A 24334-nucleotide genomic window follows, 5' to 3' on the forward strand; every position below is an offset into this window, starting at 1 on the left:
TGTGTGGCCGGGCTCTCCCTTCGTCGCTTCTTTTCTGAAAAATCTATTCTTTACTGGGTTTCCTTAGGTAATAGCTGTCGACATAGATAGGTTATTAAACCCTCGGGAAGCCTGAAAAGAGAAATAAAGTACTACAAACTGTGTGATCTACTCTTGTGAGCGGAGCCGTTGAGGGAGAGGCTCTATTGGCTGGTAGCAGACAGTCTGGAGCTTGGCGGCCGCTGTATGTCCACGCTGCCCCCATTTTGAACCCCCTTATCGAAAAGGCCTCTGAGACGGCGCTGCCTCCATGATAGAAAGTACCAACAATAAAGATTGGTGCAAAAGGCACAGGTTTGCCCGGCTGAAAATATCGACCGGTGAAGCCTGTGAGCTGAAGTCTCAGGATTAATAATTATGGCAATAATGCAGAGTAATACAGCAACGGATGCTGCGCAGATACCGACGGGTGACCAGTCGGGGCACAGGTTTGCCCTGGTGGCGCTGACCTCACTATTTTTTATGTGGGGCTTTATCACCTGCCTGAATGATATTTTGATTCCCTACTTGAAAGGAATTTTCGAGCTGAACTATGCCCAGGCAATGCTGGTGCAGTTCTGCTTTTTTGGTGCTTATTTCCTCGTTTCCCTGCCTGCCGGTGCCCTGGTCAGTAAAATTGGCTATCAGAAAGGGATTGTGACCGGCTTAAGTATTTCGGTGGTTGGCTGTTTGCTGTTTATCCCCGCTGAAAGAATGGAAGTTTATGCACTGTTCCTCGGTGCTCTGTTTATTCTGGCTTCCGGTATTACTATTTTACAGGTTTCCGCCAACCCTTATGTGACAGCACTGGGCGATGAGCGCACGGCGCCCAGCCGCCTGACCCTGACCCAAGGTTTTAACTCCCTGGGTACCACTATCGCCCCTCAATTTGGTGCATTGCTGATTTTACCCGCTGCCGGCGTTGCAGCGGGTGCTGCCAGCGCTGCGGTTATTGAAGTTCCCTACCTGATCCTGGCGTCCGCGCTGGCGATCCTGGCTATCGTCTTCGCATTTTTGAATTTGCCAAAAATTGTCAGCAGCGCAACCTCCGCTGCAGCTTCCAATGCCGAAGCCGCTTCCGCCTGGAGCTACCGCCACTTGGTATTGGGTGCGATCGCTATTTTTGTCTACGTGGGTGCTGAAGTCTCTATCGGCAGCTTCCTGGTGAACTTTATCGCTGAGGATTCCATCGCCGGCTTGGAAGAGTCTGAAGCTGCCTTCTATATCTCCCTGTATTGGGGTGGCGCTATGGTCGGTCGCTTTGCCGGCGCTTTAATTATGCGCTTTATCTCTGCTGGCAAAGTGCTCGCAATCTGCTCTATCGGCTCCTGTGTACTGCTGTTGATTACTGTTACGGGTAGCGGCTATCTGGCGATGTGGGCGGTACTGGCTGTGGGTCTGTGCAACTCTATTATGTTCCCGACTATCTTTAGTTTGGCTCTGGCCAAGCTGGGCCCATCGACCAGTCAGGGCTCCGGAATCTTATGCCTGGCCATTGTAGGCGGTGCCATTGTGCCGTTGTTGCAGGGGCTTCTGGCTGACCAGATTGGTATCCAATTGGCGTTCGTTCTGCCGATCTTCTGTTACCTCTATATTCTCTACTACGGTCTCTCTGGACACCGTACAGATAAACGCGCTTAAGTTTCTTTTCTTCTCTTCTGAGCTCGTTTGCCGGCATTTTTATGCCGGCTTTTTTGTGTCCGGAATAAATGGTCAATTTGAAATGTTTTGAATGGTGGGGGAAGAGGGGGTACCGGCGATCCCTGCCAGTTTTAGAGAGGTTGGGGGTTAGGAAGCTTGGGGGGCAGTTAGATCAGACTGTTTGTTGGAATCGAGAAACTCTTTAATCGGTAAGCGATAGTTGCGGCTTACTTTCAGCTTTGCACCGCTGCTCAGGGTGAGAAAGTACTCGCCCTTGGTCAAAACCTTGATATGTACAATAAAGTTCAGGTTAACCAGTGTGGATCTGTGGATGCGTTTAAAAGTGTCCGGGCAGAGTTGTTTTTGCAGGTCTTTAATAGTGCTGCGCATTACATGGGTTTCCCCTTTGGCATGCACACACATATAGTCACCCGCCGCATCGATCCACTCGATATCCGGTTGGTTAACCATTGTGATACTGCCTCGGTCTTTAATGGCGAGACGCTGGGTTGCTGCTGCAGCGGTACTCTCTCCACTTGAGGCTTTGCTGGCACTGCTTTCAAAAGATCGCATCAGGCGATTTTTCTCTTCCTGATGACCATCCTCTCCTTTGGATAACATCTGTGCCTGGCGCTGTCGGGCGCGGTCGAGGGCGGTTTCCAGTCGGCGCGGGTCCAGTGGCTTGAGCACATAGTCAACCGCGTGGACTTCAAAAGCCTTAAGGGCGTATTGGTCGTAGGCTGTGGCAAAGATTACTAAGGGCATGGTGTCAGCCTGCAGGTTGCGCACCACATCAAAACCGTTCATTCCGGGCATCTGCACATCGAGAATGAGTAGGTCCGGGTTGTGCTCTGAAACTGCTTGGACAGCTTCCCGGCCATTGCGACAACAGGCGAGAATATCCAGGTCCTTGCGTTCTTCGAGCATACTTTTAAGTAGCCGTAAAGCCAGGGGCTCGTCGTCCACCAGTACGACGCTGAGCTTGCTCATTGAACTTCTCCCTGTGTCAGGTGGGTTGATGGGTTGGAAATTTCCAGTGGAATATTGATGAGTACTTGCATACCGCCATCAGAGTTTTTGTTTTGTTCTATTTTGAAATCTTGTGGGTAGAGCGTCGACAGGCGTTCGCGTACGTTTTTGAGGCCCACTCCCGTTGAGGAGGACTCCGGGTCACATTCGCTGGCAAAGTGATCTGGGCAGCCGGTGTCATAGACTTCCAGTACCAGGCGATCATCGGTGTTGTGAGCGTGGATGCCGATAGTGCCCCCCATTTCGTTGGGGGCTATGGCATATTTCACCGAGTTTTCTACCAGTGGTTGCAGCAACATGCTGGGCACTTGTGCGCGGCGTACGGTTTCATCGATCGACAGGTCTACGGACAACCTGTCGGCAAAGCGGGTTTTTTCAATCTCCAAATAAAGCAATACCGCCTCGATCTCTCGTTCAAGCTCAACTTTCTGCATGGGGTCTTCTTTTAGGGAGAGCCTTAAAAAATCACTGAGACGCACAACCATTTCCCTCGCTTCATCAGCTTGCTGGAATCGAATTAGGGCGTTAATGGAATTGAGCGTATTGAAGAGAAAGTGGGGGTTGAGCTGGTAGCGCAACATTTTTAGTTGCGCTTCATTGGCGATGGCCTCTGCTTGGAGTCTGCGGAGTTGCTCCCGTTCATGTACTGCTGCGACCTCCAGCATTTTTTTGTGCTCTTCATTGAGTAGGAAGTGATATTTTACCCCGCAGTAGAGGGCGCTCCAGAATAAAAATACAAATAAAGAAGCGTAATACCAGCCGCCGAACTCAGACCAGATAGAGTGTTCACCACTGAGGCGTATATAGGCCTCCATACGAACCAGGGTCCATATTCCGGAAATAACAGCGACAGCCAGAAGGTAGATCACGGTGCGGAAAGCGAGTTCTGATTCCCAGGCGACATCAAAAATCGGTTTTAGAAACAGGGATAATAAAAATGCAATAGCGCACTGGAATACTGTATTGACCGGCTCGAAGTGTGGCCACTCAGTAGGGGAGTGCCACAGGGTCAGTGAAAGAAAAGTGACCAGTAGTATGCCAACCCAGCTGACCAGCTGCAGTTTCCAAAACCAGCGGGTCGACTGAATATCAGTGTTTGGTCTCGTATCTAGACGGGTCGAGTACTGCATGATGTCCCGCGTATTTAGTATTGTGAAAAGGACGGGATAGACGCTCATCGTCGCGTTCATTATTATCTGCCGAATATTACCCTGCAGAAACGTGACCCGCCAGAGGTGATAGCGCCACACTTCCGGCTCACCCTTGAGAAAGTCCTTTTTATCTGATTTCGGGGTGAATAGTCGAGTAATTTTCGGCAATCTCGATTCAGAAGACAACACTCCTCTCTTTTTTAAAAGTGATTTAATCGGCCCGGACTCCTCCAGTTCCAACGATCAGTGGTACACCGGTTTATTCAGCTGGCTACTAATAGATTGTCTACCTGGTCAAAAATGGTAATTTGAAATTTGGTTGAGTGGATAGGTAGTTGTCGTTAAGTGTGGTAAAAATGTACAGGGCCTTTTACGGCTTGAATGAATCCACAGTCGCAGGAGCGATACTGACTTCTGCCAATAAATATGTGGTGGCGGAAAAAGTTCCGGGTGAATGGACCAGCCGCTGGTAAGAAATAGTTTAGATTTGGGGATCGGTTTCCGATGAGCCAGATGTTGCCCGAACCGGGGTTCTCCTCGAGCGAGATGGCTAAATATGATACTGATACCCGTGCCGGCGTAGCGGCCGGCGTCGCCCCGCGCTATATCAATTTAATTGCACTTACGTCCCTATTTCTGATTTGGGGATTTATTACCGGCCTGAACGATGTGCTGGTTCCGCACTTAAAAAATGTTTTTGAGCTGAGTTACACCAAAGCTGTCTTGGTGCAGTTTTACTTTTTTGCTGCTTACTTCCTGGTATCTGTGCCGGCAGGTATGCTGTTGAGGCGGGTTGGCTATCAGCTTGGGCTGGTGCTCGGGCTTTTGGTGGCCTGTGCAGGTTGCCTGGTCTTTATTCCCGCTGCCCGCCTGCAAATCTACGAAGTCTTCTTGCTGGGGCTGTTTGTCCTTGCCTCTGGTATTACTCTGCTGCAGGTTTCCGCAAATCCCTATGTTATTGCGCTGGGAAGTGCTCGCACGGCGCCCAGTCGATTGAATTTAACCCAGGCTTTTAACTCCCTGGGAACTACCTTGGCACCGGTGATTGGTGGCGCAGTTTTCTTTGCGGGACTCACTATTACCGCCGACCCGGATACAGCGGCAAGCATTATTGAGTTCAGGGCCCGGGAAGCGGCTTTAGTTGAGACCCCGTATTTCTGGTTAGCAGTGCTTCTACTGGTGATGGTCGCTTTCTTCTCCTGGATCAGGTTGCCGGCTATTCCCGAGCACCAACAGGGTGGTGGAGCGGATGGTCACGATGTGTTTTCTCTGTGGCGCTTCCCCCGCTTAACCCTGGGGGCTGTAGGTATTTTTGCCTATGTGGGTGCAGAGGTGGCTATTGGCAGTTTCCTGGTGAGTTTCTTTGGTGAACCATCAGTGGCAAAGATGGCTCCTTTTGAAGCGTCAAAGTATGTCTCTTATTACTGGGGCGGAGCGATGATCGGGCGCTTTGCCGGGGCTTTTTTGTTGCGCTTTGTTTCTGCGGGTAAAACACTGGCGGTTTGTGGCCTGGGTTCGGTGGTGCTTATTGCAATCGCGATGATGACGTCAGGCCCGATCGCGGTCTGGTCCATAGTTGCAGTGGGCCTGTGCAACTCGATTATGTTCCCGACTATATTCAGCCTGGCCTTGCGTGGGCTAGGCAAGCATACCAGTCAGGGTAGTGGCGTCCTGTGTATGGCAATTGTCGGCGGTGCAATTATTCCTCTATTCCAGGGGATGCTGGCTGATAGTGCCGGTATCCAGTATTCATTTTTGGTACCTCTGGTGTGTTACTGCTACATCGTTTATTACGGCGCTTTTTCACGAACCCTGCGCGGTAGCGCGGTGGAGTAGAACCTTCATTTATCCTTTCCGCCTTGTCTGTGATTTGGACCAGTCCATCGGATTTCTATTGGCCTATAGAGACAAGTACTGCAATTTGTTGCCATTGCGAACTGTGCCCACAGGGTGGCTATGACTTGGTTTTATGGCTGTTTGGTGAATGTGGCATCAGTAGAGCTTGATTCCGACGAGAGCTGGATTTGGAGGTAATCTCTACTATTTCGGTTCAGTGGAAGCAGACCGTGCAGATCTGTTTGTGCAGCTGATGCGCGGCATAATAAATAAGGCGATAGTTGAAGCGTGCTGGTCGCATAGCTTTGGGAGTATTTTCCAAAGGTTAGCCGTTCGCTACTTGTAGAGCCAGTTAACAAGCGTGGAATAATTTTGGGAGTTATTCGTGAATTTTAGTAAGCGATTTTCGCTGGGCTTTGTGCTCTGTGCCTCTGTGCTCGCCGGGTGTCACTCCGAGAGCCAACAAACTGAGCCAAAAGCCGATAAAGCGCAGGCTGACACCGGCACCAGTGCCGCCGAGGGCATCGACAACTGGCCTGAACTCAAGCCAGCCTTACCACGCGATGAAAAGCTGGAAGCCCAAATCACTGAAATCATGTCCCGCATGTCTCTGGAAGAGAAAGTGGGTCAGATGATCCAGGCGGAAATCCGCAGCGTTACTCCTGAAGATGTGAAGACCTATCACCTGGGTTCCGTATTGAATGGTGGTGGCGCCTTCCCGAACAACGATAAGTTTGCCACGCCGCAAGACTGGTTGGCCCTGTCTGACGCCTTCTTTAAGGCTTCTATGGATACTTCCGATGGCGGTGTTGCGATTCCCCTGATCTGGGGTTCCGATGCGGTTCACGGCCACAACAATGTGATCGGTGCGACCCTGTTTCCGCACAATATTGGTCTGGGTGCCGCCCAAGACCCGGAGCTGATTGAGCGTATTGGTAGCGCTACCGCCCGCGAAGTGGCAGTGACCGGTATCGACTGGACTTTCGCTCCCACCGTCGCGGTAGTCCGCGATGACCGCTGGGGCAGAACTTACGAGAGCTATTCCGAAGATCCCAAGATTGTTGCGGATTATGCCGAGGCAATGGTGAAGGGGCTCCAGGGCGAAAAATCCAGCGCTGAATTCCTGCGCGGCGAAAACCTGGTTGCCACTGCCAAGCACTTTGTCGGTGACGGTGGTACGAATCGAGGAATTGACCGAGGTGATAATGCGGTTCCGGAAAAAGAACTGGCAGAGGTCCATGCGGCGGGTTACCTGACATCTCTGCCGGCAGGCGTACAGACCGTTATGGCTTCATTCAATAGCTGGAACGGTGAAAAACTCCACGGCCACAAATATCTTCTGACCACTGTTTTGAAAGAGCGCCTCGGTTTTGATGGCTTTGTGGTGGGCGACTGGAATGGCCACGGTTTCGTGCCCGGTTGCACCGTAGAGAGCTGTGCAGCGGCGATTAATGCCGGCCTTGATATGTTTATGGTGCCGGCGGACTGGAAAGCCCTGTACAACAACACCCTGGCCCAGGCCAAGAGCGGTGAAATCGGTGCGGAGCGTATCGATGATGCCGTTCGCCGTATCCTGCGAGTGAAGATCCGTGCAGGTCTGTTTGACCGCAATATGCCGCTGGCAGGCAAAGACGGCATCTTGGGCAACCCGGAGCACCGCGCAATCGCGCGTGAAGCGGTACGTAAATCCCTGGTATTGCTGAAAAACAACGACAAGCTGCTGCCATTGGCTGCGGACCAGAATATTCTGGTTGCCGGCGATGGTGCGGATAACCTGTCCAAGCAGAGTGGTGGTTGGACGATTTCCTGGCAGGGTACTGGCAACACACGCGCAGATTTCCCTGGTGCGACTTCCATCTTTGAAGGTATTTCATCGGCGGTTAAAGCCGCTGGCGGTGAAGCGGTATTGAGTGCGGATGGCAGTTTCTCAGATGCGACTTTTGCCAATGGTAAGGCGCCCAAGGTTGCAATTGTTGTATTTGGTGAAGAGCCCTATGCAGAGTGGCACGGCGATATTACCAACCTGGAATACCAGCGCGGTAACAAGAAGGATTTGGCGCTGCTGAAAAAACTGCGCGAGCAGGGTGTTCAGGTAGTGAGCGTTTTCCTTTCAGGCCGTCCTCTCTGGATTAACAGTGAATTGAATGCATCCGATGCCTTTGTTGCTGCCTGGCTGCCTGGCTCTGAAGGTGCTGGTGTTGCAGATGTGCTGATTAAAGGCGCCGATGGGGAAGCCCGTTACGACTTTACTGGCAAGCTGCCATTCAGCTGGCCAATGCACAGCTATCAGAATGTCCTGAATCCTTACCACGACAATTACGAGCCATTGTTTGAGTTGGGCTATGGCCTGGCTGCTGAACAGGAATCCCTGGTGAGCAACGAATTGCCGGAGACCAGTGAATCCAGTGCCGGTGGCGGTTTGGAAGAAGCCTGGCTGTTGGTATCCCGCCCGCAGGCTCCCTGGGTGTTGAATATTGCTGAAGCTGGGGCAGAGGTTGTACCTGTACACGGTAACTTCGCGGTTAGCGGAGACGATAAGAACATCACTGTCAGCTCCATCGATATGTCTTCCCAGGAAGATGCGCGACTGATTACCTGGAAAGGTCTGCGTCCTGGCGCAGTTCAGTTGTCTGCTGAATATATGCAGGACCTGAATGTCTACCTGGAAGAGAAGTCTGCGCTGACACTGAATATCCGTGTCGATCAGCCAATTGAAAAGCCGGTGGTGGCCACCATGAACTGTGGTGATGGCTGTTCTGCCAAGGTACCGCTGGAGTCTGCGCTGAAATCCATGGAACAGAAAAGCTGGACCCGGGTTTCTGTAGATCTGCAGTGTTTTGTAAAAGCCGGTGCGGATTTCGGCAAGGTCTTTAGTGCCTTTGGTCTGGAGAGTGAAGCTCCGATGGCTATTGCGGTTGCCAACGTTAAGTTGACCCCGGAAGCTGGAGTATCTGCTGATATTCGTTGTGACGGTTAAGTTACAACACACTTAAAGGGCTAATTACCCTCAGTTCTAACCGGAGCCTGTTTTTTGGTTCCGGTTAGTGGCTGAAACAATTTGTTCTCACAGGAACGGTGCCAGTGTGATGTTCTATCCCGTTGGCACTTCTTTGCCCGCCAATCTCTTCTTTCCAGATATTACTATTTCTTTTATCTCATAAATTTTCTGCTGGGGTGGAAGGAAAGAATACACTTCACTCGAGACTCGCTGTGAATACAACTCTGTAAGCTCCTAATCGGCATCCATGCCTCATAGGGTCCTATTTCCTTCTCCATTTTTAGTATATTGGGTAGCGTTATCCCACGATAAATCTACCTCTCCTGATTTTTGTTATTTCACGCCTTCATAGTATTACTTGTCACAAAATTATTGCCGCTATTGGTGCTGTATTGAGTTGTCAGGCACTGCAAACGTGCAAACGAATAAATAATTCAATAAATTTTATTTTCTAATCTTATTTAAATTTTGGAGTGGGGTAGGCTTTGCGCAGATTCCATTTTCTCGGGAACAGAAAGGTAATTAATTTGAAATGAAGCTGCCATTCCTCACTGGTTAGTATGGCTTCGCTCTCAAAATTAGGGCTCTTGGATAGTTGGCATTCTTATTGCTGGTTATTTTTCGAGTGTTTACTTTTCAGACCTAGCCTTCCATTGAATTATGGCGGTTATGGTGGGTTGGTTCCCTATTTGATTTTTGTGCATTTTGAGGTCCTCGGTCATGGTAGTGCCGGGGGTGGTGCGGATAAATTAACTTGAAATGGAGTTGGAGGAACTAATGGCACCTTGTCATATCGTTTTTTTACCTGGACTTTTCGCGCGTGGGTGGATTTGGAATCAGGTTGCAGATGCTTGCCGGCAGCAGGGACATAAAATAACTGTTATCGAGCCATCTATCCCCGAGGTTTTTATGGGTAAGTTGGATTCGGCGCACGAAATGATTAGAGAGTGTCTCCAGTTAAATGGAGATATGGAGAATAATATTCTCGTCGGCAATTCGATGAGTGGGCTTATTACGTTAGATTTTGCCGCAAAATATCCTGAACTGGTGGCTGGGGTGGTTATTAGTGGAGCTCCGGGGCTTGAGGAATTGGAGGCAGGAGTTTCCCTTTCTGATTTACGCGGGGCGGTACCTGGAGCAGCAAATATACTTTGTGAGCGGGTCTTCCGAGATATTAACCGCCTGCCGAAACCGGACTACGAAAAGGGCGTCGCCGATATCAATACTATTTTCTCCACCAACGAAACGTTTAAGTCGGTAGTTAAATGGCTGAATATAAGTAGGAAGTATGATGTTCATAGCAGTCTGAAGAAAGTGAGATGCCCGATCAAGTTAATATGGGGAGACTTCGATCAAATAACACCGGCTGAATCCTGGCGGTTGCTGGCTTCCCAGAATGATAATTTGGATTATTGTGAAGTGTATGATTGCGGGCACAGTCCTATGCTGGAAAAGCCTGAAGAATTTTATCAGCTTCTCTCTGGGTATCTTCTTGGTATAAACAGGCCCTTGGCGCGGACTGCTTGATGACAAGCATTTCCCGGGTGGCTCGAGATACATAGCTATGACAGAAGTTGCGCTTGTCATAGCTATGTATCTCGAAGGCTGTTATTAATGTTCTCTCGAAGTTTTTTCTTCGAGACGATAGTCAGGTCGTTAGGTTCCCTGCATATAGTCTGTAATTGTTTTTTCCTCAAAGTTAATATCAGAAAACAAAGCTTGTACTTTGGGGCCTGTAGGTGATTGGGCGAGAAAACCAATCTTGGTGGGCTTGGAGGTCTGCAGGGAAAATGATCGAAGGTATGACCAGTGTCTGCTATCCTCTGAGTGATAAAAGAAGTATGTAGTTCCTTTCCTTGCAATTTTTAGATGGCTGTATTCCCTCTGGGTTTCTATATGGTAGGCATCGTCACCACCTTTATAAACGACGGTAGACGCTATGCCATTTTTGCCAGAGTTAAACCTCTCAAGTAGAAGTTTTGCCCAGTTTCCCTCGTCTGCATAAACAATTAAAGCGGCTCCATCAAAGTTTTTCTCAAGATCTACAGAGACTTTTGCGGAAAAAATAAAGTCAGTTTTCGGTGCGAAAAGTAACCTTGGGGCATTGTCTATTTGATAAGAGTTGTCGGCATTGGTGAATAAATCGCTGCCTTTTGTGGCGGTGATGGTGATTTTTGAAGGTGCGATACTTGGTTCTTGAATGGTGTGCTGTTTTTCCAGCGGATAAGGAATTCTTAAATAGTCGTAAGTTTCTGGGGCGGCTGTCATTGCTATGCAATTGCTGGCTTGAAGTATCAAAGTCAATAGGGCGGGGAATAGGTATTTCATGATTTTATATCCTTTCTAGTGGACATATACGATGAAAGGTATTGCTGAAGATTTGCTTTTGATTTTATAAGCGCCTCTATTGTTTCCATACCCTTTGGCGCAGTCTCCTGCTCAAGAATAATCCACTGGCTGCCGCCGACTTCGATACTGGCCTCAATAATTGAAGGCCAATCTATTAGATCCATGCCGATTATAGGGAGCCTCTGAATAACTCCGTAATGCCTCTGCGGGCCTTGAAGGCTGCAGATGTTAGGCGCAGCTCGCCGCGAATGGCCGTAGCCCTTTGCAAGAGCTGCAACGCAGCAGCTGTAGCCTTCAAGGCCCGCCCTTCGGGGCTCGCAGAGCGATTCACACTCCGCGTTGCAACTTCTTGAAAGGTCTAGACATTCCTGCGAAGCCGCGCCTTGATTGTGAACCGCTTTGCAAGCCAGAGGTATCACGGAGTTATTCAGAGGCTCCCTAGCTTTATTGTTAATATTCTCATCAGGAACCCAGGATTTAAAGTGAGTGGTATAGGTTCGCCCCGGATATCGTTTTAGATAGCTGATAGGATCTTTGCCTGCCGCAGAAATCCAGCCGATGTCTAACTGCAAAATGAAATTGTCATCAGTAGACTGGGATATATAGTCCCAGAAAGTTGTGTTTTGGTAAGTGGAAAATTCTTTATCGTGATTATGAAATCCCATTTTCAAACCGTACTTGGAAAGAACGGATTGCGCACTGCGAAGCTGCGATATTAACTTGTCTACCCCGTTAGGGTCCCAGCTTCTCGGGTCCCAGCCAACAATTAGGTATTCGGCACCCAGGGTCTGGTAATAAGTGGCCGTTGCATCAATTGATTCCGGGAGCAGCTGGGTAATAGAAACGTGTGCACCGCTCACTTTTAGCTTTAATTGCTCCAGTAGAGAGCGGAGTTCCTTTGGCTTTTCTTTGTACGGACCTAGTTCCGTAGCCAGTTCTATCGCATTAAAACCTGCTGCTTTTAGTCTTTTTAGGGTGCCTGAAAAGTCCCGGTTTAACTCATGGCGAACAGACCATAGTTGAACCCCGAGTTGGGGTTCAATTTTCTCAGTAGCCATATTCACTTCAATTGCGACTGATTTTAAGGTGGGTAAAGTTGTCAAGAGAAGAGCTGTAAACAGATTGCGATATAAACTTCGTAGGCTTATCACTTTTATAATCTCCCCGCAGAAAGTTCGCTGGCTGCATAGTTTGCGGCTCGAGCAGTTAATGCCATAAAAGTTAGAGAGGGGTTTTGAACTGCTGAAGAGGCGAAGCAGGAGCCATCGGTTACAAAAAGGTTGGGTATATCGTGCGATTGGTTGTGCCCATTTAAAACTGAGTTGGTTTTATCACTACCCATTCGTGCTGTGCCTACCTCATGGATGGCACTTCCAGGGGGGTATTTATCACTAGTGACTTGTCCACTAACTTCACTTAGCCCCAAATTCTTAAGCATAGCTTGCATGGTCTCAGAGGCATCCTTCATCATTAGACGCTCATTTTCAGACCATTGGCAATTGATATGTAGTTGCGGGATTCCCCACTTATCTTTTTTGGTGGAGTGGAGGCTGACCTGGTTTTCGTGCCTCGGTAACATCTCTCCCTGTGCACCGATCCAAAATCCCCAGCGCCCAGGTTGTTGCAGTTTTTCTTTGAAAGATTTTCCAATCCCCTCGGAAGCAGCCATTGTCCGCCAGTCCTGCCGATAGGCGCTTCCTGAAATCTGGTAGCCGCGCTTGTAGTGCTTTCGGTAAAGTTCGGGGCGATATTGGAAATTGGGAATCAGGATGCCGGTTGGTCTCCACCCGGAGAAGTACTCATCTTCATAACCATCAATAAAGCCGTGGGCTGAGGCATTGTAATTGTGATCCATAAGGTAGTGGCCCAGTACACCAGAGCTGTTGGCGAGCCCCTTGGGGAAATGCTTGTTGGCTGAGTTGAGGAGTATTTGGGTTGAGCCCAATGTGGATGCGCAGAGGAAAACGATTCGGCCAAAATACTCTCGTTGTTGCAGGGTTTCGCTGTCGATTACCCTTACGCCAGCTACTCGGTTCTTTTGCGAGTTGTAAATAAGGCTGTGTACCACGCTATTACTGGCAATTTGTAGTTTGCCGGTTCTCATTGCGGCTGGCATGGTGGCGCTTTGTGTCGAAAAGTAGCCGCCGAATGAGCAGCCTCGTTGGCACTGGTTACGAGCCTGGCAGTTGTATCGGCCTAGGGCTACCTGTTCCCGGTTTGGCTTGGTCAGGTGAGCAGCTCTTCCAATAATGAAATGTTTATCACTGTACTGCTTTTCAAACTTGGACTTGATGTCTTGTTCACACTGGTACATCTCAAATGGTGGTTGGTATTCGGAGTCTGGCAGCTGCTCAATATTGTCCGTATTGCCACTGATTCCGGCAAAGCGTTCGACTTTGCTGTACCAGGGTGCAATATCCTTGTAGCGAATGGGCCAATCAACTCCTACGCCATCACGTTTGTTTGCGAGAAAGTCGTGGTTACTCAATCGATATGACTGCCGGAACCAGAGAAGGCTTTTGCCCCCTACTTGATTGCCGCGAATCCAGGTAAAGTCTGAGCCGGGCTCTGTGGAGTAGGGTTGTTCGTTGTCATTACAGAAAAAATGCTTGGTGCTTTCATTGAGAAAAATACTACGACTTTGTATCGGATAGATTTCTTTTTTCTCTTTCAGGTTCATTTTAGTACGGAGTGGGAATTCCCAAGGTCCCTTGTTTTCTGTGGGGTAGTCCTGACCGTGTTTTACCATCCGGCCCCGATCTATCATCAGGGTATTTAATCCCCGTTCGGTTAGTTCTTTTGCTGCCCAGCCGCCGCTAATACCTGACCCTATAACGATTGCGTCAAATATCTGGCTTTCTTTTTGGATCAATAATTCATCATTTTGCATAGTGCTTTCCTTTAAATACGTGGCAGTGAACCCCAGGCCTTCCCGGTTTGATCCAATGGAACTGAACCTTTGAATCCACCGGGAATTGCTTGGTAAGCAAGCTCACGAGTGGCTCCGGTAAAGCTGGTGTAGTAGCCAAGGCACACCAGGAATTTAAGATTCCTGAAATCTTGCTGTAAGTCTGGGTTAAAGGGGGCTATTCCGGTGTCGAGTGATTCGAGTAGAGCAACCGATTGTTCTGGGGCAAGATGAATAAAGGGGTGTCCATACCGGGTGGTGGCACGCTCATCCAACTCATGTAAGAGCTTTTTGGTTTTTAGCTGGGTCTGCTCTTCTATGCAGTCAGTTAAATAGTGATCGACAAATAAATGGCACTCTGTTTCAGCTGCGCCGGGAGTATCCGTTGCGGGTATCAGGTAGGAGCAGATTTTGTGCAGGGTGGTGAGTTGTTCAATAGAGAAAAGCCGTGCCCGGTAGGCGTCAGTTCTTCGCGATTTGAAAAAATTATCTGCTGCCGCAAGAGCTTGCTGCTCTGTGCAGGTTAGGGCCAGAGAGGTCCCGCCCACAGTGGCCAGTCCTTGAATAAATTTCCGACGGTTTATCATCCCGGTCTCCTCTTGTTGCTTGAAGAGTTAGTTCTTTTCTAGTGAATCGATACTGGTAGGGAGATTTTGTCTTGGGGGCTTCAGCTCGTCGTCTTGATTTGTGGTGATACCCAAATCTGGACGTACAAATTCAGGTATTACCTAAAGCTTTACCCCTTATTTGGGCGGGCTGATGGTGGTTTAGTGGTAATATCTTTCTAGGGAGCCTCTGAATAACTCCGTGATACTTCTGGCATGCAGAGCGGTTCACAATCAAGGCGCGGCTTCGCAGGAATGTCTAGACCTTTCAAGAAGGTAGAAGGGCTATTTGAGTATCAATGGACGCTTTACTATTCAATTTCCACGATATTGTTCTGATAATGACCAGTTATCAGTGCGCTCTTTTTGCACTGTTGTTGTTAGTGATTCGTCGCGAGCGGCGTTTCAGCAACACCTTGTTGGCGCTATTTCTGTTCTCACAAGCCGCTATTCCCCTGGATATCCTGATTAATTTTGGTGAAGGTTTCCGCAGTTGGTCCATTGAGACTTCCCCGAACTTGTTCTTTGTATTTGGCGCAGCCTACTGGTTAGAAGGTCCCCTGTTACTTTGGTATACCCGCTCCTTAACTCGCGAGGGGTTTAGGATTTCCAGGCGAGACCTTTGGTACCTGCTGCCTTTTTTACTGGCAGTCGTGTTTGAATATTTCTCCTACTGGCAATTTGATAGCGAAACCAAGACAGCCATGCTGCGTGGGGAGAATTTAACTACTGGCTCAATGTTCGATCACTTGTTGGGATTGGCTCGTGAATCGCTTCGGGTACTTTTCGGTGTTTTGTGTCTTTTTGAGGTGCGTCGATGCCGCAGGCAGATTCGAGATAATCATTCCAGTATTGAGAAAATTGACCTGACTTGGCTGTTGGTGTTGATCTGGGGCTTCTTGCTGGTTCGTATTTGGGCTCTGATGATTAACCTGGCGGTAGGGTTGGCGCAGGAGTGGCAGCTCCAGTTGGATATTGGAGCGATGGGGCTGTTTAGTAACTACGCCGTATTTGTTTTGGTTAGTGCCATGATCTTCTTTAGTCTCAGTTACTCCTCAATGTTTGAGGGCGATGGGCATAAAGTGGAGAAGTCCGGGGAAGATGTAAGTTCTGACCAGGAACAGGATGCTAATGGGGAGCCTGAGATTGATCTGGAGTTGGCAGCCCAAATTGAAAATTATATGCGGGAAGAAAAGCCTTACTTGGTTCCAGCCCTTACCCTAGAGCAGTTGTCAGGGCAGTTACAGGTATCACGCAGGTTGCTTTCACAGACGATTAATCGTCATTTTCAGTGCAACTTCTTCGAATTTGTAAACCGTTACCGTATAGATGAGGCAAAACGGATGTTGCGGGAGCCGCAAAATGCGGGGCTCACCGTGATGGAGGTAATGTTGTCCTCGGGCTTTAATACCAAGGCTACATTTAACTCCTTTTTTAAGAAAATGGTGGGTATGACGCCGACCGAGTACCGCCGGCTTAATTGCGAAGCCAGGGCTGGCAGTGAGAAGGGTGCTATAGAGCCCAACTAAAGGGCTCTAGCCGCCTTTGCTGGGTTTGGCAGTATACTTTTGAAAATTTGATTCTGGCTCGACCCCTTGTGAAACCCGTAGACCGCCCTGAAAAACTCCCAACTCTGATAAAGGGGTTGCTAAAGTCCCACCCTGCCAGCGGCCAGCTGTGGGTGGGGTTTTCTGGTGGTCTGGACTCCACTGTTCTCCTGCACCTTCTGGTAACTTGCCAGGTTCCCGTGCGTGCGCTTCATATTCACCATGGCCTGAATGCAAATGCGGACATTTGGCTGGCTCACTGTAAAGAGTTTGCTGAAAATCTGGCGGTACCCTTTACAGCCATCCAGGTTACTGTTGATTACAAAGATGGCGGATTGGAGCAGGGGGCTCGCCGGGCGAGATATGCGGCCTTCAATCAGGTGATGTCCGAAGGTGATCAAATTCTGCTCGGTCACCACGCGGACGACCAAGCTGAGACTTTCCTGCTGCGCTTAATGCGGGGCGCGGGCGTGTTGGGATTGGCCAGCATGTCCGAGAGTCGAACGATCGGAGATAATAAGTACTTACTGCGCCCTCTACTCGGAGCGGGGCGAAAAGAGCTAGAACAGTGGGCTGAGGCTCACGGATTGAGCTGGATTGAAGATGACAGCAATGCGGATGAGGCCCTGGAGCGTAATTTTTTGCGGCATCGAGTTGTGCCACTGCTCAACCAGCGTTGGGGAGTGAGTCGCCAGATCGCTCGGGCAGCGGAGAACCTGAGGGAGTCTGCGGACTTGCTGTCTGAGTTGGCACTTGCTGACCTGGAGGAGGCTGATTTAAAGGCGGAGCGATTTGGCGAAAGTCTGGCCCTGCCTCGCTTCTTCAGCCTTAGCGAGGGGCGCCGTAAAAACCTTATGCGGCATTGGGTATTGGGCCAAGGGGGGCGGCCGCCAGAGTCGGCCCTATTAAATCAGGCGCTTTCCCAGGTGACTCATGCGGCAGAGGATGCACAGCTTGAAGTTAATTTGGGTGGGCAAGTGGTACGACGTTTTCGGAGTCGCCTTTACCTGACCCCTGAGCTGGCGCCAATTGCCAATAATCCCGATAAAAATTGGCACTGGGATGGCCGCTCTAATCTGGCTCTGCCAGCGGGTGGCATTCTTCGGCCCTCGCTGGATTGGCCAGTGGGCGATTATAGAGTGTGTTATCGCAGAGGAGGGGAGCGTGCGCACCCGGTAAATCGCTCCAGGTCACAAACGCTTAAGAAGCTCTTGCAGGAGTGGGCTCTAGAGCCCTGGCTCAGGGATCGTGTCCCATTGGTATTTTTGGGGGATGATCTGGTGGCTGTCGCGGGGCTCTTTTCATGCAAAGCAGGCTGCGCCATCCCGGATGAACCACCCGGCTGGCGGTTTTTCGATTGAGTGTTAAGGGGGTTTCTGCTACCCTGGCGCCCCGTCTAAAAGGCACCGGGAGAAGCTGGATTATCCGCCCGGGCCAGCCCTGTAAGCTCGACATTCATCGAGCGCTCAACTGACCAAGGTTTTGCATGACGCGCTATATTTTTGTAACTGGTGGCGTGGTTTCCTCGTTGGGGAAAGGTATCGCCTCCGCCTCTTTGGCCGCCATTCTCGAGGCCCGCGGCCTCAAGGTTACCATCCTCAAACTGGACCCCTACATCAACGTAGACCCGGGTACCATGAGTCCCTTCCAGCACGGCGAGGTGTATGTCACCGAGGATGGTGCCGAGACTGACCTGGACCTGGGTCACTACGAACGCTTTATCCGTACCCGGATGTCCAAGCGTAACAACTTCACCACCGGCCGCGTGTACGAGACCGTACTGCGCAAAGAGCGCCGTGGTGACTACTTGGGTGGCACCGTACAGGTGATCCCCCATATTACCGACGAGATCAAGCGCCGCGTTGTAGAAGGTGGCCGCGATGTCGACGTCGCTATTGTTGAAATCGGTGGCACCGTAGGTGATATCGAATCCCAACCGTTCTTGGAATCTGTGCGTCAGCTGCGTGTGGAAATGGGCACCAATCGCGCCCTGTTGATCCACCTGAGCTATGTGCCTTTCCTTGCCACTGCTGGTGAAACCAAGACCAAGCCGACCCAGCACTCTGTTAAAGAGTTGCGTTCTATCGGCTTGCAGCCGGATATTCTGCTGTGCCGTTCCGAGCGCGAGATCGATGAGGACTCCCGCCGCAAGATCGCACTGTTCACTAATGTGGAAGAGCGCGCTGTTGTACCTCTGCCCGATGCCAAGACCATCTACGGCGTACCGCGTCTTCTGCACAGTTACGGCCTCGACGATATCGTTGTGGAAAAACTGCAGCTGGAATGCCAGGCACCAGACCTTTCCGAGTGGGATGAAGTGGTCGATGGCAAGCTGAACCCGCAGCACGAAGTGAAAATTGCCATGGTTGGCAAATACATGGAGTTGCTGGATGCCTATAAGTCCTTGATCGAGTCCCTGACCCATGCGGGTATCAAGCATCGCTGCAAAGTGGATATCGACTTTATCAACGCTGAAGACGTTGAGGGTGAGAACGGCATTGACCTGATCAAGGATGCCGATGCAATCCTGGTTCCCGGTGGGTTTGGTGAGCGCGGTTTAGAGGGCAAGCTTGAATCTGTTCGCTACGCTCGTGAAAACAATATTCCTTACCTGGGCATCTGCCTCGGTTTACAGTCTGTGGTTATCGAGTTCGCGCGCAATGTGCTCGGCCTCGAAGGTGCCAACAGTACTGAATTCAATACTAAAACCCCGCACCCGGTTATCGGCCTGATCACAGAGTGGATCGATAGCGAAGGCAATATCGAGAAGCGCGACGAGCAGTCCGACCTGGGTGGCACCATGCGCTTGGGCGGTCAGGAGTGTCGCTTGGCTAAAGACACCAAGGCTCGCGATATCTACGGCGCAGACGTCATTGTAGAACGCCACCGCCACCGCTACGAAGTGAACAACAACTACGTTGATCGCCTGCAGCAAGCTGGTTTGAAAATTGGCGGCTGGTCTGCAGACGATACCCTGGTAGAAATGGTTGAATTGCCGAACCATCCCTGGTTCGTTGCTTGCCAGTTCCACCCGGAATTTACTTCAACCCCGCGCGACGGCCATCCGCTGTTCGAAAGCTTTGTTGCCGCCGCAATGAAGCAGCGTGAAAACCAGGGTTAATCAGTAATCCGCCCCCGGTCTCTGTGACTGGGGGTGAGATGACAGGGAGCTGACAGTGAAAACAATTGAAGTCGGAAATATTCAGGTCGCCAACGATAAGCCCTTTGCGCTGTTTGGCGGTATGAATGTACTGGAATCCCGCGACCTGGCGATGCAGGTGGCTGAGCACTATGTAAAAGTCACTGAAAAACTGGGTATTCCCTATGTTTTTAAAGCGTCTTTTGACAAGGCCAATCGCTCTTCCATCAATTCCTATCGCGGACCGGGAATGGAAGAAGGCCTGAAGATTTTTCAGGAAATCAAAGATACCTTTAAGGTTCCCTTGATTACCGATGTCCACGAAGTACACCAGGCTGCTCCGGTTGCCGAAGTCGTGGATATTATCCAGCTGCCGGCCTTCCTGGCCCGCCAGACTGATCTGGTCGCCGCTATGGCAGCGACTGGTGCAGTGATCAACGTCAAAAAGCCCCAGTTTATGAGCCCGCCGCAAGTTAAAAATGTGGTGGAGAAATTTGCTGAGTGTGGCAACGAAAATATTCTTTTGTGTGAGCGCGGTGCCTGCTTTGGCTACGACAACCTGGTTGTCGATATGCTGGGCTTTAGCACCATGATCAATGCCTCCGGCGGTGCGCCGCTGATTTTTGACGTCACCCACTCACTGCAAATGCGCGATCCTTCCGGTGCAGCCTCTGGTGGTCGCCGTGCACAGGTCACTGAGCTGGGCCGCGCAGGTTTGGCTATCGGGATTGCCGGCCTGTTCCTGGAAGCACACCCGAATCCAGACAAAGCATTGTGTGATGGCCCCAGTGCATTGCCACTGGAAAAGCTGGAGCCATTCCTGGCGCAGATGAAAGCGGTAGATGACCTGATCAAAGGTTTTGAGCCGCTGGATACGAAATAAAAAAGAAATATTTTTGCGCGCCCTGATGGGGCGCGCGGCACTTTCCCCTCTGCTATTTGGCCTGAGCGCTGTAGCAAAAAGTGCGTAAAGTCTGATTTACGAAAACCTATTTTCAGTAAGTACCAATACGGAGCCCATTGTAAATGAGCAAGATTGTCGCTGTTAAAGCCTTTGAAGTAATGGATTCTCGCGGTAACCCTACCGTTGAAGCCGATGTAATCCTGGAGGATGGTTCTATTGGCTCCGCCTGCGCCCCCTCCGGTGCCTCCACTGGCTCCCGTGAAGCGCTGGAACTTCGCGATGGCGATAAAAGCCGTTACTTGGGTAAGGGTGTCCTGAAAGCGGTTGAAAATATCAACACTACTATCGCTGACCTGCTCAAGGGTATGGATGCTGCCGATCAGCGCGCCCTGGACAAGGCGATGATCGATGCCGACGGCACTGAAAATAAGGCGAACTTCGGCGCTAACGCTATTTTGGCGGTTTCCCTGGCTGCCGCTAAAGCAGCTGCCGCTTCCAAAAAAATCCCTTTGTACCAGCACATTGCTGAGGTAAACGGCACTCCGGGCGAGTACTCCATGCCGGTGCCGATGATGAATATCCTCAATGGTGGTGAGCACGCTGATAACAATGTGGATATCCAGGAATTTATGGTTCAGCCCGTTAAGGCTGAATCTTTTGCTGAAGCTCTGCGCCAAGGTGCTGAGATCTTCCACTCCCTGAAAAAAGTACTGTCCAGCAACAGCCTGAACACTGCGGTTGGTGATGAAGGTGGCTTTGCTCCGAACCTGCCTTCCAACGAAGCGGCACTGAAAGTGATTGCTGAAGCGGTAGAAAAGGCCGGTTACACCCTGGGCGATGACATTACCCTGGCTCTGGACTGCGCTTCTTCCGAATTCTACAAAGATGGCAAGTACGACCTGGCTGGCGAAGGCAAGCAGTTCGATAGCGAAGGTTTTGCCAGCTACCTGGCCGATCTGTCCGCCAACTATCCGATCCTGTCTATCGAAGACGGTATGGATGAGAGTGATTGGGACGGTTGGAAAGTACTCACCGACAAAATTGGTGAAAAAGTACAGCTGGTAGGTGACGACCTGTTCGTAACCAACACCAAGATTCTGAAGGAAGGTATCGAGAAAGGTGTCGGTAACTCTATCTTGATCAAGTTCAACCAGATCGGTTCCCTGTCCGAGACTCTGGATGCGATCAAAATGGCTAAAGATGCGGGCTACACCGCTGTGATCTCTCACCGCTCCGGTGAGACCGAAGATACTACTATTGCAGATCTGGCGGTTGCGACTGCTGCTGGCCAAATCAAGACCGGTTCCCTTTGCCGTTCAGACCGCGTAGCCAAGTACAACCGTCTGCTGCGCATCGAAGCTGAGCTGAATGGCTCCGCTCCTTATCGCGGCCGCGCTGAATTCAAGTAATCCATTATTTGAATTAGCGTGCAAGTACTACAAAGAAGGGCCAGCCCCTCTTTGTAGTACTATAAATACGAACAAGCGAAATATCGTAATCTCGTATGAAATGGCTGCTGGCAATACTCACCATTATGCTCCTCGCCACCCAGTACCGACTTTGGGTTGGTGAAGGTAGTCTCGCCGAAGTTACCCGTCTCAAGCGTCAATTAGCCCAACAGCAAGAAAAAAATATCGCGCTGGTGCGGGAAAACCGTCAACTGTTTAGGGAAGTCCGCAGTTTGAAAGTTGGCACTGATGGTGTGGAAGCGAAAGCCCGTTATGACCTGGGACTGATCAAGGAAGGGGAAACACTGTTTATCTTCCTGGATAAGGAAGAGGCTGAAAATTGATTAAGGATTATTGGGTCATTGTACCCGCTGCCGGCGTTGGCAAACGTATGGGGGCTGATCGCCCGAAACAGTACCTGCCATTGCTCGGGCGACCACTGCTATCCCTGACTTTAAAAAATATTCTTGGGTGGCCAGGCTTGGCCGGCGTTGTAGTATCGCTATCGGAGCAGGATACCTACTTCCCTCACCTGAAAGAAGCAAACCACCCCTTGGTACACACCGTCATTGGTGGAGCTGAGAGAGCAGACTCTGTTCAGTCCGCTCTGGATTTCCTGGCGGAGCGAGAAAGCGGCGATACTCCGGTTTTAGTCCACGATGCTGCACGACCCTGTGTGTCTGAGCGCGATATTTGCGCTTTACTCAGTGACGAAGTCTCACCGATGGCACTTTTGGCGCGCCCCGCAAGCGACACATTAAAGCGCAGTCATGTGACTGGCGGTGTAGCCTGTGTGGAAGAAACGGTTGACCGCGAAAGTATTTGGCTGGCGCAAACCCCGCAACGGGCCCCTCTCAGTACTCTGCACTCATGCCTTGGTAAAGCCCTGGAACAGGGGGTTGCTGTAACCGATGAAGCCAGTGCACTGGAGTTTTTTGGCCATTCACCGCAATTGGTTGCGGGTGATAGTGACAATATTAAAGTGACGCACCCCGCCGATATCATAATTGCAGAAACTATTTTACGTCTGCGCTACTCCCCGACTGAGGATAAGCGATAGTGAGTTTTCGAATAGGCCAGGGCTTTGATGTACACGCATTTGGCCCCGGTGATCATGTAGTGCTCGGAGGAGTACAAATCCCCTATGGGTATGGTTTGGTAGCTCATTCCGATGGGGATGTTTTACTGCACGCCCTATCGGATGCCTTACTGGGTGCTCTGGCCCTGGGAGATATTGGTAAACACTTTCCCGATAACGATGAACAATTTGCCGGAGCGGATAGCAGAAACCTGCTTCGACATGTTGTTGGGTTAATCGATAGTAAAGGGTATCGCCTGGTTAATGCGGATATGACGTTGATAGCCCAGGCCCCCAAAATGGCTCCGCATATCGATGGAATGCGAGTCAATATTGCCGCTGACTGTGGTGTTGACTGCGATGCGATCAGTGTCAAAGCAACCACTACAGAAAAGCTTGGATTTACTGGTCGCGGTGAGGGTATCGCCGCGCAAGCTACTGTTTTATTAGAGCGCAAAGATGTCTGAAGTTTGGAACCTGGATTGGCCCCGAGCGCTTGGGGGTGCGGTAATTTCTGGTGATTTTCGCACAGAACCAGAAGATTTTATTGTCGATGAATTGGCTATGCCGCCGGCTGATAAAGATGGTGAGCATGTTTACTTACAGGTTAAAAAGCGTGGGGCAAATACCGCCTGGGTTGCCAAGGAGTTGGCGAAGTTAGCCGGGGTGCAAAGCCGGGATGTCAGCTTTTATGGATTGAAAGACCGACATGCTGTTACCACTCAATGGTTCAGTGTATGGCTCGGACAAAAGACAGAAGGAGACTGGTCGCAAATTAACAGCGATGAGATTTCATTGCTCCAGGCCTTCCGGGGACCACGCAAGTTGCGTCGCGGCGAACATATGGGGAATCGCTTCAAGATTCGGCTGCGCAATGTAGAAGGTGATCGGGACAAAGCAGAAGAAGTACTTCAGCTGATTCCCAAAGGGGTGCCCAATTACTTCGGTGAACAGCGCTTTGGGATTGATGGCAATAACCTTAGCTTGGCAAAAAACTTAGCTGAAGAAGACGGTCGCTGCCGCAAAAGCGAAAAGGCCTTCGCCATGTCTGCTGCCCGTAGCTGGCTGTTCAACCAGGTTTTGGCTGAGCGAGTCAACACCGGAACCTGGCAGAGCCCCCTCGTTGGAGAGCCTGAAGATTACCCAACCGGGCCTCTTTGGGGGCGTGGCAGAAACCTGTCAACGGATGCCCTGGGGCAGTTGGAAGAGCAAGTGTTGTCTCCGTGGCAGCCTTGGTGCAACTGGCTGGAGCACTGCGGTCTTAGCCAGGAGCGCCGGGCCATGATTTTATCCCCGGAGGCATTTCGCTATGAGTGGGAAGGTGATCATTTAATCGTCGAATTTGCCTTGCCACCGGGTACTTTTGCTACGGCTTTGCTACGGGAGATAGCTCAGCTGGTCAATGTTAAACAGTGCACATAAAATTTGTATTTTAGGAGCCTCCGAATAACTCCGTGATACCTCTGGCATGCAGAGCGGTTCACAATCAAGGCGCGGCTTCGCAGGAATGTCTAGACCTTTCAAGAAGTCGCAACGCGGAGTGTGAATCGCTCTGCAAGCCCCGAAGGGCGGGCCTTGAAGGCCACAGCTGCTGCGTAGCAGCTCTTGCAAAGGGCTACGGCCATTCGCGGCGAGCTGCGCCTAACATCTGCAGCCTTCAAGGCCCGCAGAGGCATTACGGAG

Annotated in this window: 19 protein-coding genes; 13 read left to right on the forward strand and 6 right to left on the reverse strand. The window is 50.5% G+C overall.

The features are described 5' to 3' along the window. Positions 1 to 396: 396 nt before the first annotated feature. Positions 397 to 1659, forward strand: coding sequence for a sugar MFS transporter (locus ACJJIW_RS12480; RefSeq protein ID WP_282931793.1), 1263 nt, complete (start codon positions 397 to 399; stop codon positions 1657 to 1659). A 147-nt stretch (positions 1660 to 1806) separates the two neighbouring features. Here the strand turns inward: ACJJIW_RS12480 and ACJJIW_RS12485 are convergent, their stop codons facing one another. Together ACJJIW_RS12485 and ACJJIW_RS12490 are read right to left on the reverse strand one after the other, a co-directional pair. After that, the gene (locus ACJJIW_RS12485) at positions 1807 to 2649 is read right to left on the reverse strand and encodes a LytR/AlgR family response regulator transcription factor (RefSeq protein ID WP_282931794.1); all 843 of its coding nucleotides are present in this window, start codon (positions 2647 to 2649) and stop codon (positions 1807 to 1809) included. Then, positions 2646 to 3818, reverse strand: coding sequence for a sensor histidine kinase (locus ACJJIW_RS12490; RefSeq protein ID WP_282931795.1), 1173 nt, complete (start codon positions 3816 to 3818; stop codon positions 2646 to 2648). Before ACJJIW_RS12490 ends, ACJJIW_RS12485 begins: the two co-directional genes overlap by 4 nt. A gap of 525 nt (positions 3819 to 4343) precedes the next feature. Between ACJJIW_RS12490 and ACJJIW_RS12495 the strand changes: the two genes are divergently transcribed. The 3 genes from ACJJIW_RS12495 (at position 4344) to ACJJIW_RS12505 (ending at position 10200) form a co-directional block, all read left to right on the forward strand. Further along, positions 4344 to 5675 (forward strand): sugar MFS transporter, encoded by a 1332-nt coding sequence (locus ACJJIW_RS12495; protein ID WP_444935342.1) that lies wholly within the window; start codon positions 4344 to 4346, stop codon positions 5673 to 5675. A gap of 385 nt (positions 5676 to 6060) precedes the next feature. Further along, positions 6061 to 8652 carry a glycoside hydrolase family 3 protein gene (locus ACJJIW_RS12500; protein WP_444935343.1) on the forward strand — a complete coding sequence of 864 codons (2592 nt, stop codon included), beginning with the start codon at positions 6061 to 6063 and terminating at the stop codon, positions 8650 to 8652. Positions 8653 to 9450: 798 nt separating this feature from the next. Beyond that, on the forward strand, positions 9451 to 10200 hold the full coding sequence (locus ACJJIW_RS12505; protein ID WP_282931798.1) for an alpha/beta fold hydrolase: 750 nt from the start codon (positions 9451 to 9453) through the stop codon (positions 10198 to 10200). A gap of 129 nt (positions 10201 to 10329) precedes the next feature. On the opposite strand, the gene ACJJIW_RS12510 is transcribed toward ACJJIW_RS12505, so the two are convergent. The 4 genes from ACJJIW_RS12510 to ACJJIW_RS12525 all read right to left on the reverse strand — a co-directional run bounded on the left by ACJJIW_RS12510 (position 10330) and on the right by ACJJIW_RS12525 (position 14517). Continuing rightward, positions 10330 to 11001 carry a DUF1349 domain-containing protein gene (locus ACJJIW_RS12510; RefSeq protein WP_444935344.1) on the reverse strand — a complete coding sequence of 224 codons (672 nt, stop codon included), beginning with the start codon at positions 10999 to 11001 and terminating at the stop codon, positions 10330 to 10332. Next, complete coding sequence (locus tag ACJJIW_RS12515; RefSeq protein WP_444935345.1) at positions 10998 to 12080, reverse strand: sugar phosphate isomerase/epimerase family protein; 1083 nt, start codon at positions 12078 to 12080, stop codon at positions 10998 to 11000. The genes ACJJIW_RS12510 and ACJJIW_RS12515 overlap by 4 nt, the downstream gene beginning before the upstream one ends. Positions 12081 to 12175: 95 nt before the next feature. Next, complete coding sequence (locus tag ACJJIW_RS12520; protein ID WP_444935346.1) at positions 12176 to 13912, reverse strand: GMC oxidoreductase; 1737 nt, start codon at positions 13910 to 13912, stop codon at positions 12176 to 12178. Between the two features lie 11 nt (positions 13913 to 13923). Then, positions 13924 to 14517, reverse strand: a complete 594-nt coding sequence (locus ACJJIW_RS12525) for a gluconate 2-dehydrogenase subunit 3 family protein (protein WP_444894562.1) — start codon at positions 14515 to 14517, stop codon at positions 13924 to 13926. 317 nt (positions 14518 to 14834) lie between these two features. On the opposite strand from ACJJIW_RS12525, the gene ACJJIW_RS12530 reads away from it, so the two are divergent. The 9 genes from ACJJIW_RS12530 to truD all read left to right on the forward strand — a co-directional run bounded on the left by ACJJIW_RS12530 (position 14835) and on the right by truD (position 24073). Beyond that, complete coding sequence (locus ACJJIW_RS12530) at positions 14835 to 16064, forward strand: AraC family transcriptional regulator (RefSeq protein ID WP_282931803.1); 1230 nt, start codon at positions 14835 to 14837, stop codon at positions 16062 to 16064. Between the two features lie 68 nt (positions 16065 to 16132). Next, positions 16133 to 17443, forward strand: a complete 1311-nt coding sequence (gene tilS, locus ACJJIW_RS12535) for a tRNA lysidine(34) synthetase TilS (RefSeq protein ID WP_444935347.1) — start codon at positions 16133 to 16135, stop codon at positions 17441 to 17443. A gap of 125 nt (positions 17444 to 17568) precedes the next feature. Continuing rightward, a complete protein-coding gene (pyrG, locus tag ACJJIW_RS12540) occupies positions 17569 to 19203 on the forward strand; it encodes a CTP synthase (protein ID WP_252085084.1) in 1635 nt (544 codons plus the stop codon). Between the two features lie 55 nt (positions 19204 to 19258). Next, the gene (kdsA, locus tag ACJJIW_RS12545; protein ID WP_413664888.1) at positions 19259 to 20104 is read left to right on the forward strand and encodes a 3-deoxy-8-phosphooctulonate synthase; all 846 of its coding nucleotides are present in this window, start codon (positions 19259 to 19261) and stop codon (positions 20102 to 20104) included. Between the two features lie 143 nt (positions 20105 to 20247). Next, entirely contained in the window at positions 20248 to 21534 is a 1287-nt protein-coding gene (gene eno, locus ACJJIW_RS12550; RefSeq protein ID WP_444894560.1) for a phosphopyruvate hydratase, read from the forward strand. Between the two features lie 95 nt (positions 21535 to 21629). Further along, complete coding sequence (locus tag ACJJIW_RS12555) at positions 21630 to 21917, forward strand: septum formation initiator family protein (protein WP_282931806.1); 288 nt, start codon at positions 21630 to 21632, stop codon at positions 21915 to 21917. Beyond that, on the forward strand, positions 21914 to 22633 hold the full coding sequence (gene ispD, locus ACJJIW_RS12560) for a 2-C-methyl-D-erythritol 4-phosphate cytidylyltransferase (protein ID WP_282931807.1): 720 nt from the start codon (positions 21914 to 21916) through the stop codon (positions 22631 to 22633). Before ACJJIW_RS12555 ends, ispD begins: the two co-directional genes overlap by 4 nt. Continuing rightward, the gene (gene ispF, locus ACJJIW_RS12565; RefSeq protein ID WP_202862866.1) at positions 22633 to 23118 is read left to right on the forward strand and encodes a 2-C-methyl-D-erythritol 2,4-cyclodiphosphate synthase; all 486 of its coding nucleotides are present in this window, start codon (positions 22633 to 22635) and stop codon (positions 23116 to 23118) included. The genes ispD and ispF overlap by 1 nt, the downstream gene beginning before the upstream one ends. Further along, positions 23111 to 24073, forward strand: coding sequence for a tRNA pseudouridine(13) synthase TruD (gene truD / locus ACJJIW_RS12570; RefSeq protein ID WP_444935348.1), 963 nt, complete (start codon positions 23111 to 23113; stop codon positions 24071 to 24073). The genes ispF and truD overlap by 8 nt, the downstream gene beginning before the upstream one ends. The last annotated feature ends 261 nt before the right edge of the window (positions 24074 to 24334 follow it).

The organism is Microbulbifer maximicatervae (SeqCode), from assembly GCF_052467815.1.

Coding starts and splice junctions, on each gene's coding strand:
- ACJJIW_RS12485 (WP_282931794.1), bottom strand. CDS start 2,649: ATGAGCAAGCTCAGCGTCGTACTGGTGGACGACGAGCCCCTGGCTTTA.
- ACJJIW_RS12495 (WP_444935342.1), top strand. CDS start 4,344: ATGAGCCAGATGTTGCCCGAACCGGGGTTCTCCTCGAGCGAGATGGCT.
- eno (WP_444894560.1), top strand. CDS start 20,248: ATGAGCAAGATTGTCGCTGTTAAAGCCTTTGAAGTAATGGATTCTCGC.
- ACJJIW_RS12480 (WP_282931793.1), top strand. CDS start 397: ATGGCAATAATGCAGAGTAATACAGCAACGGATGCTGCGCAGATACCG.
- ACJJIW_RS12530 (WP_282931803.1), top strand. CDS start 14,835: ATGGACGCTTTACTATTCAATTTCCACGATATTGTTCTGATAATGACC.
- ACJJIW_RS12555 (WP_282931806.1), top strand. CDS start 21,630: ATGAAATGGCTGCTGGCAATACTCACCATTATGCTCCTCGCCACCCAG.
- truD (WP_444935348.1), top strand. CDS start 23,111: ATGTCTGAAGTTTGGAACCTGGATTGGCCCCGAGCGCTTGGGGGTGCG.
- ACJJIW_RS12505 (WP_282931798.1), top strand. CDS start 9,451: ATGGCACCTTGTCATATCGTTTTTTTACCTGGACTTTTCGCGCGTGGG.
- ACJJIW_RS12520 (WP_444935346.1), bottom strand. CDS start 13,912: ATGCAAAATGATGAATTATTGATCCAAAAAGAAAGCCAGATATTTGAC.
- ACJJIW_RS12525 (WP_444894562.1), bottom strand. CDS start 14,517: ATGATAAACCGTCGGAAATTTATTCAAGGACTGGCCACTGTGGGCGGG.
- pyrG (WP_252085084.1), top strand. CDS start 17,569: ATGACGCGCTATATTTTTGTAACTGGTGGCGTGGTTTCCTCGTTGGGG.
- ACJJIW_RS12490 (WP_282931795.1), bottom strand. CDS start 3,818: ATGCAGTACTCGACCCGTCTAGATACGAGACCAAACACTGATATTCAG.
- ACJJIW_RS12510 (WP_444935344.1), bottom strand. CDS start 11,001: ATGAAATACCTATTCCCCGCCCTATTGACTTTGATACTTCAAGCCAGC.
- ACJJIW_RS12515 (WP_444935345.1), bottom strand. CDS start 12,080: ATGGCTACTGAGAAAATTGAACCCCAACTCGGGGTTCAACTATGGTCT.